We start from the raw sequence: 12,915 nt of genomic DNA, 5'->3' as shown, positions 1-12,915 counted from the left end.
CCACCATGTCCTGAAAACGCGGGCGCCGGGCCAGGATGGGCCCGGCCGCCCTGCGTCATGTGCGTCCCATTGGCGCGCCGGTGTGTCCTGCCTGCCTTTCAGCCGGGGTAGGGGACCGTGCGTGTTAATCTAATGTGTCACTTCCGGTCCATCCCCCATGATCCAGCAACGCACCCTCAAGAACACGATCCGCGCCACCGGCGTTGGCCTGCACAGCGGCGACAAGGTCTACATGACCCTGCGCCCGGCACCGGTCAACCATGGCATCGTGTTCCGCCGCGTGGACCTGGACCCGGTGGTGGAAGTGCCGGCCAAGGCCGAGCTGGTCACCGAAGTGACGTTGTGCACCGGCCTGACCTGCAACGACGCCAAGATCCAGACCGTCGAACACCTGATGTCGGCGCTGGCCGGCCTGGGCGTGGACAACATCATTGTCGAACTGTCCTCGGCCGAGCTGCCGATCATGGACGGTTCGGCCGGCCCGTTCGTGTTCCTGCTGCAGTCGGCGGGCATCGTGGAACAGGATGCGCCCAAGCGCTTCATCCGCGTGCTGAAGACCGTGGAAGTGACCGAGGGCGACAAGGTGGCCCGCTTCAGCCCGTACGAGGGCTACAAGCTGGGCTTCACCATCCAGTTCGACCACCCGATGATTCCGGCCAAGCAGTCGCGCCAGGAAATCGAGTTCTCGACGCTGGCCTACACCAAGGAAATCTCCCGCGCGCGCACCTTCGGTTTCATGCGCGACCTGGAATACATGCGCGAGCGCAACCTGGGCCTTGGCGGTTCGATGGACAACGCCATCGTGCTGGACGAGTTCCGCGTGCTCAACGAAGACGGCCTGCGCTATGCCGACGAATTCGTGCGCCACAAGATCCTCGATGCGATCGGCGACCTCTACCTGGCCGGTGGCCAGGTGCTGGGTGCCTACGAAGGCTTCAAGTCCGGTCACGCCCTCAACAACAAGCTGGTGCGGGCGCTGATGGCCGACGCCACTGCCTGGGAATGGGTCAGTTTCGACTCGCCGGCGACGCCGGATCCGGTCGAATATGCCACTCCGGCCTACGCCTGATTTCTGTAGGCTGTTGAATTTAAAGGCAAAAACGCCGCCTTCCAGGGCGGCGTTGTCGTTTCAGGCGTGTTCGGCGCATTCAGCATGCTTGATACGCGTCAAGGCCGGTTCGAGGTCACGGTTTTGTGAACCTGTTGGATCGGAAGCCTGAATTTAACGCAGTTTTAACAACAATCTAACGACAGGCCCCCGGATGGCAGCTAGGATGCGACCCGGCCCCCGAAATGTTTCACGCCGTGGTGACACGTGCGACGGGGAGCGGAGCCGGATGCTCCGTTGTCGTCAGGACCGCTTCTTCGGCTTCGAAGGAACGTCCTGCAGGCAAGCCAAGGCGTCGCGTAGCCCTTTGTGCGTGGCGGCTGAAACTGCGTGGGGTCCATTCCGGTTGTCGAGCGCTGGGGAGCGCGTGGGAGTGGGAGACGCAGTCTTGATGGTCACCCTGGTGGCCTTCAGCCCGATGGAACGGGCCGCGTCGAGCAACTGGGCTTCGGCAAGCCGCAACTTGGCATGCCAGACCGGGGACTCGACGAGAAAAACGAGGTGTTCCCCGTCCACATTGGCCAGCCGGCAACGGCTGCGCAGAGGTGGCGGCAACTGGGGGCGCAACTGACGGTCCAGCGCGTCGAGCCACAAGGCACGCCGCAGCGGGTTCCCGCTTTTGTCCGCCATCACCGCATCCAGCGCCGGCTTCGGCACTGACGCGGGGCGAACGCTGGATTTCGGCTCAGACATGAAAACTCACTGATGGCATTCAAAAAGATCGTAATCAAAACGCGTGAAGGACAGGCCAAGTCGTCGCCGATCGCGCGTTTGCGGTTCTATTTCGAGGACCGCCCCCGCGCCCTGCTGGGCAGCGTGCTCGGGGTAGGCTGCATTATCGGCCTTGCTGGCGGCATTGGCGCCAGCGCGCTGAATGATTCCCGGCTGCAGGCCAAGGTCGAGCGCCAGGATGCGGAACTGGCCAAGGTCAAGCGCGATGCGCAGACCCAGGTCAACGCGCTGGCGGCACGCCTCGGCGAGCTGCAGGCGCAGGCTACCCGCCTGAACGCCCTTGGCGAACGGCTGACCCAGATGGGCAAGCTGGAAGACGGCGAGTTCGACTTCAACGAGACGCCTGGCCTCGGTGACGGCGATGCCGGCGGCCCGACCAGCGACATCCCGGTCAAGGACGTCAACGCCGACTTACAGGTGCTGGAGCAGCGTTTCGCTGCTTCAGGCCGCCAGTTGTCGGTGATGGAATCGCTGATGTTCGACCACCAGCTGCAGCAGAACGCCGTGCCGTCGCGCATGCCGATCCGCAACAGCTACGTGACCTCCGGCTTCGGCACCCGTGCCGACCCGTTCGGCCGCGGTGCCGCCACCCACAAGGGCATGGACTTCCACGCCAAGGTCGGCGACCCGGTGATGGCCGTGGCCGAAGGCGTGGTCAGCTTCGCCGGCGTGAAGGGCGGCTACGGCAACGTGGTCGATGTCGACCACGGTAATGGCTACGTCACCCGCTACGCGCACAATTCGCGCCTGGTGGTGAAGGCCGGTGACCTGGTCCGTGCCGGGCAGGAAGTGGCCAAGGCCGGTTCCACCGGCCGTTCGACCGGCGCCCACGTGCACTTCGAGGTGTGGGAGAACGGCAACGTGGTCAACCCGCGCAAGTTCCTCGGCGACGGCGGCAACACGCCGGTCGGGCGCATCAGCCGCGGCTGATGCCCGGGTCGGATCCCTTCCGCGCCGCGGTAGGGCTCTGACCCGATGCGGTTGATCTGGTAGTGCCGGCCGCTGGCCGGCAACCTCATGATCTTCGGCAGCATCGCGGATCACCGGCCAGCGGCCGGCACTACCTCTCGGGGTTGAAACCTCAGCCGCCCGTCCCAAGCTACAATGGGTGTTGCCATCGACAGGGCGCCAGGCGCCCTGTTTCGTTTGCGGCGGACGGATCCCAAGGGGGAGGCCGGGCGTCGTGTCCATCCAACCCGGTTCCTTCAATGATCAACAGCCTGCTTACCCGCGTATTTGGCAGTCGTAACGAACGACAGCTGCGCCAGCTCAACCGCATCGTCGCCAAGATCAATGCGCTGGAGCCGGAGATCGAGAAGCTTTCCGACGAGCAGCTTCAGGCCAAGACGCCGGAGTTCAAGCAGCGCATCGCCGATGGTGAAGCCCTGGACAAGGTGCTGCCGGAAGCCTTCGCGGTCTGCCGTGAAGCCGGCCGCCGCGTGCTGGGCATGCGCCACTACGACGTGCAGCTGATCGGCGGCATGGTGCTTCACCTGGGCAAGATCGCAGAAATGCGCACCGGTGAAGGCAAGACCCTGGTGGCGACCCTGCCGGTGTACCTCAACGCGCTGGAAGGCAAGGGCGTGCACGTGGTCACCGTGAACGACTACCTGGCCCGCCGCGACGCCGCGCAGATGGGCAAGCTGTACAACTGGCTGGGCCTGAGCGTGGGCGTGGTCTACCCGGGCATGCCGCACAGCGACAAGCGCGAAGCCTACGCCGCCGACATCACCTACGGCACCAACAACGAATTCGGTTTCGATTACCTGCGCGACAACATGGCGCTGTCCAAGGCCGACCGCTACCAGCGCGGCCTGCACTACGCCATCGTCGACGAAGTCGACTCCATCCTGATCGACGAAGCGCGTACCCCGCTGATCATCTCCGGCCCGGCCGATGATTCCCCGGAGCTGTACATCCGTGTCAACCGCGTCGTGCCGCACCTGGTCAAGCAGGAAGCGGAAGACGGCGAAGGCGACTTCTGGGTCGACGAGAAGGGCAAGCAGGTGCACCTGTCCGAAGCGGGCATGGAGCACGCCGAGCAGCTGCTGGTGGAAGCCGGCATCCTCAACGGCGAAACCGAAGGCCTGTACGCGGCGCAGAACCTGACCGTGGTCCACCATCTCAACGCCGCCCTGCGCGCGCACGCGATCTACCAGCGTGACGTTGACTACATCGTGCGCGACGGCGAAGTGGTCATCGTCGACGAGTTCACCGGCCGTACCCTGGCCGGCCGCCGCTGGTCCGATGGCCTGCACCAGGCGGTGGAAGCGAAGGAAGGCGTGCCGGTCCAGCGCGAGAACCAGACGCTGGCGAGCATCACCTTCCAGAACCTGTTCCGCATGTACAAGAAGCTGTCCGGCATGACCGGCACGGCCGATACCGAAGCCTTCGAGTTCCAGAGCATCTACGGCCTGGAAGTGGTGGTGATCCCGACCAACCGCCCGACCATCCGCAAGGACAGCCCGGACCAGGTGTTCCTCAACCGCAAGGGCAAGTTCAATGCGGTGCTGGCCGACATCGAAGAGTGCGCCAAGCGCGGCCAGCCGGTGCTGGTCGGTACCACCTCGATTGAAACTTCGGAAATGCTGTCCGAGCACCTGAGCAAGGCCGGTGTGAAGCACGAAGTGCTCAATGCCAAGCAGCACGACCGCGAAGCGACCATCGTCGCCAACGCCGGCCGTCCGGGCGCGGTGACCATCGCCACCAACATGGCCGGCCGTGGTACCGACATCGTGCTGGGCGGTTCGTTGGAAGCAGAGCTCCACGCGCTGGGCGAGGACGCGACCGACGAGCAGAAGGCCGCGGTCAAGGCCGACTGGCAGAAGCGCCACGAGGCAGTGAAGGCGGCGGGCGGCCTGCACATCGTCGGCACCGAGCGCCATGAGTCGCGCCGTATCGACAACCAGTTGCGTGGCCGTTCGGGCCGCCAGGGTGACCCGGGTTCGTCCCGCTTCTACCTGTCGCTGGAAGACAACCTGATGCGCATCTTCGCCTCCGACTGGGTGCAGAAGGCCATGCGCATGATGGGCATGAAGGAAGACGACGTCATCGAAGACCGCCTGGTCAGCCGCCAGATCGAGAAGGCGCAGCGCAAGGTCGAGGCCCACAACTTCGACATCCGCAAGAACCTGCTGGACTTCGACGACGTCAACAACGACCAGCGCAAGGTGATCTACGCCCAGCGCGACGAACTGCTGGACGCCGAGTCGGTGAAGGACAACGTCGACGGCATCCGCGACGATGTGATCTTCGACGTGGTGGCCCGCTTCGTGCCGCCGAACTCGATCGACGAGCAGTGGGACCTGCGTGGCCTGGAAGCGACCCTCGAGTCGGACTTCGGCCTGCAGATGTCGCTGACCGACCTGGTCAAGGAACACGAGGAGCTGGACGCCGAGGCGATTGCCGCCAAGGTGCAGGAACGCGTCAACCAGCACTTCGCCGAGAAGGAAGCCGGCGTGGGCGAAGAGACCATGCGCGCGCTGGAGAAACACGTGATGCTGACCGTGCTGGACCAGAGCTGGAAGGAGCACCTGGCGCGCATGGATTACCTGCGCCAGGGCATCTACCTGCGTGGTTACGCGCAGAAGCAGCCCAAGCAGGAATACAAGAAGGAAGCCTTCGAGCTGTTCTCGGACATGCTGGAAAACGTCAAGCGCGAAGTGGTGACCCTGCTGTCGCGCGTGCGCATCCGCAGCGACGAGGAAGTGCAGGCGCTGGAAGCGGCCGAACGCCAGCAGGCCGAAGCCCGCCTGAGCCAGTCGCAGTTCCAGCACCAGGACGTGGGCGGCTACAGCGCCGACGAGGAAGCCGCGCAGGTGCAGGCTGCCCAGCAGGGCGTGGCGCAGATGCAGCGCGACGAGCCGAAGATCGGCCGCAACGATCCGTGCCCGTGCGGCAGTGGCAAGAAGTACAAGCACTGCCACGGCCAGCTGAGCTGATGCCGAAGAGCCCCGCGAAAGCGGGGCTTTTCGTTTGTGGCAGGGGAGTTGCAGCGGATCCGTGATTGCGCCGGCCGCCCTGTTCTGGGCATGCTTCCCCCCATGCCTTCCCCCACCCGATCGATCCATGTCGTGGCCGCCGTCATCACCGACGCCCGTGGCCGCGTGCTGCTCAACCGCCGTACCGAGAACCGCGACATGGCCGGCCTGTGGGAGTTTCCCGGCGGCAAACGCGAATCCGGCGAGACCTCCGAACAGGCGCTGGTGCGCGAGCTGCGCGAGGAACTGGGCATCGAGGCCGATGTCGGCGAGTGGCTGATGGATGTGCCGCAGCGCTATCCGGACAAGCACCTGACCCTGGAGGTGCGCCATGTGCGCAGCTGGAAGGGGACGCCGCGCGGGCGGGAGGGCCAGGCAATCACCTGGGTGGCGCCGGACAAGCTGGGCCGCTATTCAATGCCACCGGCCGACCTGCCGGTGGTGGCTGCCCTGCGCCAGCCCGACAGCTACCTGATCACCCCGGCGCCGGCCGATGATGAGGGCGGCTTGCAGGATTGGCATGAACAGCTGCAGCGCGTGGTGGCCGCGGGCCAGCAGCGCATCCAGCTGCGGTTGCCGACGGCGCATCCGCAGCGGCAGGCGATGGTCGAACAGGCCGTGCGCGCGCATCGTCGCAGCGGGGTGCAGTGGCTGCTCAATCGCGATATCGAACTGGCACGCGCATTGGGCGTGGGTGTGCATCTGGGCAGCGAACAGCTGCTGCAGCTGTCGCAGCGCCCGCTGCCCGAGGGCAAGCTGGTGGCCGCGTCCTGCCACGACCTGCAGCAGCTGCAGGCCGCACAGCAGCTGGGCTGCGACTTCGCCGTGCTGGGCCCGGTGCAGGCCACGGCCAGCCATCCGGACGCGGTGCCGCTGGGCTGGGACGCGTTCGCCGAGCTGCGGGCGCAGGTGTCACTGCCGATCTATGCGCTGGGCGGCATGGGCCGCGGTCACGTCGCCGAAGCGCGTCGCCATGGCGGGCAGGGCATCGCCGCCATTCGCGGGCTGTGGCCGGAGTGAGCCGGCATGCGGGGTCAGATCCCTGCGCAGCAGGGCTCTGACCCCTCCCGATCACAGCGTGATCCAGAAACACCCATACTGCCGCCGCAGCCCAAGCACCGTCGAAGCGCGCGCCACGCTGCCCGGCAAGGTCTGCTCCAGGCGCAGGCCGACCGGATGCCGCACGGCCGGCGGCTCAGGGTCGGACCCCTGCGCAGCAGGGCTCTGACCCTCCTCCGGCACTGCGACCTGGTCCTGCCGCGGATACACCGGCACCACGTCCACCAGCGGCCGCCGCGCCAACGATTCCAGTTGGCCGAGAATGCGCTGCGCGCCCGCGTCGGACACCGAACCCCACAGGTACAGTGAAGACAGCCGATTGACGTCGTTGCTGAGGATGCCGTTGCGCAATGCGTCCACGAGCTCGCTCAGCCGGCGCGGGCAGCGTGCACCCAGCGTGTCGCGCGCTGCGGTATTGCCGGTCGGGGAGGGCGGCGGCAGCCGTGACCGTGCACCCACGCTGTCGCAGGGCCGGTCGGTATACACGCTCTGGCCCTGCGCATCGGTGCAGCGGTTCAGGCGCGTGGACTGTGCGTGGGCGACGCTCGACAGTACGCATAGCGGCAGCAGCAACAGCAGGAAGGAAAGCCGGATCATCCTCGCAGGGTAGCGCCGATCCGGTCCGCATGGCGTGCTTTCAGCCCTGCAGCAGCTTCAGCACCGAGGTGGTCGGCTTGGCCAGGTTCAAGGTGTAGAAGTGCAGGCCGGGCGCGCCGCCTTCGATCAGGCGCTGGCACAGCCGGGCCACCACTTCCGTGCCGAATGCACGTACCGACTCGGCGTCATCGCCGTAGGCCTGCATCTTGCGGCCGATCCAGCGCGGAATCTCCGCACCACACTGCTCGGAGAAGCGGCGCAACTGGCTGAAGTTGGCGATCGGCATGATGCCGGGCGTGATCGGCACCTGCACGCCGAGCCGGCGCACTTCATCGACGAAGTGGAAGTAGGCGTCCGGGTTGAAGAAGTACTGGGTGATCGCCGCATCGGCACCGGCATCGATCTTGGCCTTGAAGTGCTTCAGGTCAGCCAGCGCATCGGTCGCCTGCGGATGCGTTTCCGGATACGCGCCCACTTCGATGTGGAACGCATCGCCGTGCTCGGTGCGGATGAAGTCGATCAGCTCGGCGGCGTAGCGCATGTCGCCGGGGAAGCCCATGCCCGAGGGAAGGTCACCGCGCAGCGCGACCAGGCGACGGCAGCCGATGGCGCGGTACAGCTTGAGCAGTTCGCGGATCTCCTGGCGGGTGCCGCCCACGCACGACAGGTGCGGCGCGGCATCGAACCCATGGTGCTGGTTGAGGTGGCGCACGGTCTCGGAGGTATAGCTCAGGGTCGAGCCACCGGCGCCGAAGGTACACGACACGTATTCGGGGGCGTAGTCCTTCAGCTTGGCCGCAGCACGGTCCAGCTGGCTGCGCTGTTCGTCGGTCTTGGGCGGATAGAACTCGAAGCTGATGGCGGTCATGGCGCGGATGGCGGCGGTCGGTGCGGAACAGTATATCTCTTCATCAAGATGGATGCATGATGATTGCGTGAGAGCCCGTCGTCCCCAGCCCGCGACCGTTCGCCCCGCCGTGCGGCCGCTGCTCCGAAATCGCAACCGGGGTGCCTCCGCCAGGCCCACGCTGCTCCCATCCCGGCACCACCCACCCAATGAAGGAGCAGACGATGAAGATCTTCCTGGCACTCTGGTACGCAATGAAGGCCCTGGCCCGGCTGGCGATGATCGGCATGGCGATGGCCGTGCTCGGTTCCGGCTCGGCGCATGCGGCGGCGGCCACCGGCACCGGCAAGGTGCAGGTCGAGGTGGTCGGCAAGGGCCGTCCGCTGCTGATGATCCCCGGCCTGAACAGCAGCGCCGAGGTCTGGCGCGAGACCTGCCTGGCGCTGAAGGACGTGCAGTGCCATCTGGTGCAGCTGCCGGGCTTTGCCGGCGCTGCGCCAGCCGACCCGCGCCCGGCCGAATTCCTGCCGGCCATGCGCGGGCAGCTGCTTGCCTACCTGCATGACCAACAGCTGGGCCCGGTGGTGGTGATCGGCCACAGTCTTGGCGGCCTGCTGGGGCTGCAGATGGCGCAGGCCGAGCCGAAGGCAGTCAGTGCGCTGGTGGTGGTCGACGCATTGCCGTTCCTGCCGGCGGCGCGTGACCCGAACGCCACCGCAGACAGCGTGCTGCCGATGGCCGACCAGCTGCGCAAGGGCATGCTCGCCGCCGATGCCGCGCAGTGGCAGGCGCAGCTGAAAGCCGGCCTGCCGGGCATGACCCGCGATCCGCAACGGCAGGCCGAACTGGGCCGCTGGGGCGAAGCCAGCGACCGCCAGACCACCGCTGACGCCATGCATGCGGTGATGACCACCGACTTGCGTGACAGCATCGCCTCGATCACCGCACCGACGCTGGTGCTGGGCAGCTGGGCCGGCTACCAGCCGATGGGCGGCACCGAGGACAGCACGCGCGCGGTGTTCCAGGCGCAGTACGCGAAACTGCAGGGCGTGCAGATCGCGATGAGCGCGCAGGGTTTCCACTTCCTGATGTGGGATGATCCGCGCTGGCTGCGCGGTCAGGTGCAGGCCTTCCTCGACCACCACCACTGAGTTTCAACACGCCTCGGAATGGACATGCCGGATTCCTCCTCGACGGTACGCTTCTGGCTGCTCAATGCGCTGGTGTGGGCGCTCTATGGCGTTGCCGGAATCGGCCTGCGCCAGGCCTATTTCAGCGATGCCGGAAGCGCAGGCGTGTTGATCACGCTGGGCCTGGCGTTGGCCCTGTTCGGGTGCAGCGGTGCCATCCGCGCGCTGGCGCTGCGTGCCGAGTGGTGGGCGCGCGGCACGGCCGGGCTGTTGCTGCGGCTGGCGCTGTCGGTGGCATTGGGCGCGGCAGTGGCGCAGCTGCTGGTGAACATCGCGCTGCACTCGGCGCTGGCCTGGAACTGGGTGAGCCTGGGGCGGCAGACGGCCGACTTCAGCCCCAAGGCGCTGCTGCTCTACTGGTACACCACTGCGGTGATGCTGGCCCTGTGGGCAGCGCTCTGGGCAGGCCTGCACAGCCTGCGCCGGATACGCAGTGCGGAACTGGCCCGCCTGCGTGCCGAGGCCGAGCGCAGCGCGCTGGAGCGCGATGCACTGCGTGCACGGCTCAACCCGCATTTCATGTTCAATGCGCTGAACAACCTGCGCGCGCTGATCCTGGAAGACCCGGAGCGTGCGCGCGACATGGTCACCCACCTGTCGCGCACGCTGCGCCAGGCGCTGGCACACAACCGCAGCGAGCAGGTCACGCTGGCCGAGGAACTGGCGGTAGTGGACGACTACCTGGCCATCGAGGCAGTCCACTTCGAACAGCGCCTGCAGGTGAACCGGCAGATCGATGCCGACGCCCTGCAGGCACAACTGCCGGCGATGGCGCTGCAGCTGCTGGTGGAAAACGCGATCAAGCATGGCATCGCCAGCCGCCCGGGCGGCGGTGAGGTGCAGATCCGTGCCACGCTGGACAATGATGTGCTGCGTCTGCAGGTCGACAATCCGCTGGGCGGCGCCAGCGAGCCTGCCCATGGCCATGGCGTCGGCCTTGCCTACCTGCGTGCGCAGCTTGGCACGCAGGGGAGTTTCATGCTGCAGCCGGTCGGCGACCGCATGCAGGCCCTGCTGGAGATTCCGCAATGAGTGGCGTGCTGCGTGTGTTGATCGTTGATGATGCACGGCTGGCGCGCCAGGAGCTGCGCACGCTGTTGTCGGCGCTGCCTTGGGTGCAGTGCGTGGGCGAGGCCGACGATGTGCCCGCTGCACGCGAGGCGATCGCCACACTGGCGCCGGACCTGGTGCTGCTGGATGTGCAGATGCCCTCCGGCAGCGGCTTCGATGTGCTGGATGGGCTGGAGACGGTGCCGGCGGTGGTCTTCGTTACTGCCTACGACACCTACGCAGTGCGCGCCTTCCAGGCCAACGCGCTGGACTATCTGGTGAAGCCGGTCGAGGCGCCGCGCTTGCTGGAAGCGTTGCAGCGGGCGCGCCAGCGCGAGGTGGTGGCGGGCGAAACGCCGGAGCCGCGCAGCACGCTGGGCGCGCAGGACCAGGTGTTCGTGCGCGAGGGCGAACGCTGCTGGTTCGTCGCGGTCTCGGAGATCCGTCGGCTGGTGGTGGATGGCAACTACACGCGACTGTGGTTCCGCGACGAGAACGCCCTGCTGACCCGCAGCCTGAGCGCGCTGGAAGCACGCCTGCCGCCGGAGTTGTTCTTCCGCGCCAACCGCAACACGCTGGTCAACCTGCGCCGCATTCGTGGCGTGACGCCCAACATTGCAGATGGCTACGATCTGGCGCTGGACGACGGCAGCGAGGTGGAGGTATCGCGGCGGCAGGCACGTGAACTGCGCGAGCGGATGGCGTTGTAGCTGCCGCTACAGCTCGGCACTGACCGGGCTGGTGATGAATCCCCACAGCAGGCGTGCCATCACTGCGGGCGAGCGTGCCTGCCTGCGCGCATAAGTCTGTAGCGCATCCAGCCGCGGGCGGTCATAGAGGTGGCCGGCCAGCAGCACGGCATGCACGCGGCGGGTATTGGCGATGTCGTGCAGCGGGTTGCCATCAAGCAGCACCAGGTCTGCGGCTTTGCCGACCTCGACGCTTCCATGCGATGCCTGCCGTTGCAGATGACGTGCGGCCTGCAGCGTAGCTGCGCGCAGCACGTCGGCCTGGCTCAGGCCGGCCTGTCGCAGCCACTGCAGTTCATCGTGGTAGCGGAAGCCGCCCAATCCGGTATCGGTGCCGACCAGCACGGTGACGCCGGCACGATGGGCCGCACCGGTGAGAGCCAGGCCATGCTCGAAGTAGGTCTTCAGTGCGTCTTGGCCGCGTCGGCCGGGATAGCGCGCTGCGGTGGCCTGCAGGTCATCACGCCACGCCCAGCGTGAAAGCGGGTCCAGATAGGCCAGGCGCGGATCGTCGACGAAGGCGGGGTCGCTTGCGCGCGCATCTTCTTCGCGGGTGACATGGGTCGGTACGAACGCGGCACCGCTGGCCTGCATCAAAGCGAACGCCTTGTTGCAGAGCGTGGGCTGATAGCTGGCAACCATGCGTTCGGCCAATACGATCGGGTCTTCGCCGTCGAGCGTGCCACCCCGCCATGCCGCCGCGTTGTCGAAGCAGTGGCGCACGAACAGATGGGCGTGCTCGAAGCTGCGCTGGCCCGCCTGCACCGCGTCGTCCAGAGGCACCGCCTTGGGCAGGTGGCCGACCAACGGACGGCGCAGCTGCTGCGCCTCGGTGGCCAGCCGCTGATAGGTGTCCGCACGCAGCCGGTTGTAGACCTTCAACGCGTCGACCCCGCGCGCGCTGTACGTCCGTGCACGCGCAGCGGCGGCCTCCGGCGTGAGTGACGGATCTTCGAAGTAGAAACTGGCGATCTGTACGAAGCGCGGTGCAACCTGCTGCCCGGCAATGGCCTGTGCGGTCCAGTGGCGCTTGTCGGCCACGCAGGCGATCAGCGGATCGGTGGTCTGCGGGCAGTCCATCATGTCGCGGGTGCCGGTGATGCCGTTGGCCAGCATCAGCGGGAACTGCAGCTGCGGCGACAATTGCAGTGCATGGGTGTGCATGTCCCAGAAACCGGGCAGCAGCCAGCGGCCGCCGGCGTCGAGCACGGGAAGCCGCGCGTCCTGCGGATCTTCCCCAATGGCAGTGATGGTGCCGTGGCGCACTGTCACGGTGGTGGGTTCGCTGACCTGGCCGCGCGCCACGTCCACCACCCGCGCGTTGACGATCACGCGGCTGTTGCCCGGCTCGGGCAACGGAGGTGCCGACAGCGGCCAGAGCAGTGCGGCGGCGAACAGCAATGGCGGCGCCAGCAGGAGGGTGGCCAGGACGATCGGCCATCGCCGACGGCGGGCGGAACGGGACAACGCGCGTGCTGCATCCATGAGCCTGCGATCCTTGCATTGGGTCGCCCGCAGAGTGCTGCAAGCCGGACGCGGGCGCCAGTGACCATCGGCATCCGGCCCTGTCTGCCTCCGGGGCGGTTACCCTGTGCAGCAGAAC

Annotated in this window: 11 protein-coding genes; 7 read left to right on the top strand and 4 right to left on the bottom strand. The window is 66.8% G+C overall.

Features of this window, described 5'->3' with window-relative positions:
- Window positions 1-157 precede the first annotated feature (157 nt).
- On the top strand, window positions 158-1,069 hold the full coding sequence (gene lpxC, locus AC5P5S_RS12825; RefSeq protein WP_005408085.1) for a UDP-3-O-acyl-N-acetylglucosamine deacetylase: 912 nt from the start codon (window positions 158-160) through the stop codon (window positions 1,067-1,069).
- A 282-nt stretch (window positions 1,070-1,351) separates the two neighbouring features.
- Here the strand turns inward: lpxC and AC5P5S_RS12820 are convergent, their stop codons facing one another.
- Complete coding sequence (locus AC5P5S_RS12820) at window positions 1,352-1,801, bottom strand: DciA family protein (protein WP_005408086.1); 450 nt, start codon at window positions 1,799-1,801, stop codon at window positions 1,352-1,354.
- Window positions 1,802-1,813: 12 nt separating this feature from the next.
- Here AC5P5S_RS12820 and AC5P5S_RS12815 point away from each other — a divergent pair, with 12 nt between their 5' ends.
- From AC5P5S_RS12815 to AC5P5S_RS12805, 3 genes are all read left to right on the top strand, one after another.
- Window positions 1,814-2,770 (top strand): M23 family metallopeptidase, encoded by a 957-nt coding sequence (locus tag AC5P5S_RS12815; RefSeq protein ID WP_005408087.1) that lies wholly within the window; start codon window positions 1,814-1,816, stop codon window positions 2,768-2,770.
- 278 nt (window positions 2,771-3,048) lie between these two features.
- On the top strand, window positions 3,049-5,781 hold the full coding sequence (gene secA / locus AC5P5S_RS12810; protein ID WP_005408088.1) for a preprotein translocase subunit SecA: 2,733 nt from the start codon (window positions 3,049-3,051) through the stop codon (window positions 5,779-5,781).
- 102 nt (window positions 5,782-5,883) lie between these two features.
- Window positions 5,884-6,840, top strand: a complete 957-nt coding sequence (locus tag AC5P5S_RS12805) for a Nudix family hydrolase (RefSeq protein ID WP_062607806.1) — start codon at window positions 5,884-5,886, stop codon at window positions 6,838-6,840.
- A 51-nt stretch (window positions 6,841-6,891) separates the two neighbouring features.
- Here AC5P5S_RS12805 and AC5P5S_RS12800 read toward each other — a convergent pair whose 3' ends face one another.
- On the bottom strand, window positions 6,892-7,476 hold the full coding sequence (locus AC5P5S_RS12800) for a DUF4124 domain-containing protein (RefSeq protein WP_005408090.1): 585 nt from the start codon (window positions 7,474-7,476) through the stop codon (window positions 6,892-6,894).
- 40 nt (window positions 7,477-7,516) lie between these two features.
- Window positions 7,517-8,344 (bottom strand): methylenetetrahydrofolate reductase [NAD(P)H], encoded by an 828-nt coding sequence (gene metF, locus AC5P5S_RS12795; RefSeq protein WP_033834442.1) that lies wholly within the window; start codon window positions 8,342-8,344, stop codon window positions 7,517-7,519.
- Window positions 8,345-8,547: 203 nt separating this feature from the next.
- On the opposite strand from metF, the gene AC5P5S_RS12790 reads away from it, so the two are divergent.
- Genes AC5P5S_RS12790 through AC5P5S_RS12780 form a run of 3 tightly spaced genes read left to right on the top strand, consistent with a single transcriptional unit; the run spans window position 8,548 to window position 11,273 of the window.
- The gene (locus AC5P5S_RS12790) at window positions 8,548-9,474 is read left to right on the top strand and encodes an alpha/beta fold hydrolase (protein ID WP_062607804.1); all 927 of its coding nucleotides are present in this window, start codon (window positions 8,548-8,550) and stop codon (window positions 9,472-9,474) included.
- A gap of 24 nt (window positions 9,475-9,498) precedes the next feature.
- Window positions 9,499-10,545: a sensor histidine kinase gene (locus AC5P5S_RS12785; protein ID WP_062607872.1), complete on the top strand. Its 1,047-nt coding sequence runs from the start codon at window positions 9,499-9,501 to the stop codon at window positions 10,543-10,545.
- Window positions 10,542-11,273 (top strand): LytR/AlgR family response regulator transcription factor, encoded by a 732-nt coding sequence (locus AC5P5S_RS12780; protein WP_062607802.1) that lies wholly within the window; start codon window positions 10,542-10,544, stop codon window positions 11,271-11,273. The genes AC5P5S_RS12785 and AC5P5S_RS12780 overlap by 4 nt, the downstream gene beginning before the upstream one ends.
- Window positions 11,274-11,279: 6 nt before the next feature.
- On the opposite strand, the gene AC5P5S_RS12775 is transcribed toward AC5P5S_RS12780, so the two are convergent.
- Complete coding sequence (locus AC5P5S_RS12775; protein ID WP_062607800.1) at window positions 11,280-12,797, bottom strand: amidohydrolase family protein; 1,518 nt, start codon at window positions 12,795-12,797, stop codon at window positions 11,280-11,282.
- Between the last annotated feature and the right edge of the window lie 118 nt (window positions 12,798-12,915).

The sequence above is a fragment of the Stenotrophomonas sp. YJH_SMC_54 genome, from assembly GCF_059368435.1.
The sequence above is the reverse complement of the archived record's forward strand: the minus strand, read 5'-3'. Positions and strand labels throughout refer to the sequence as shown.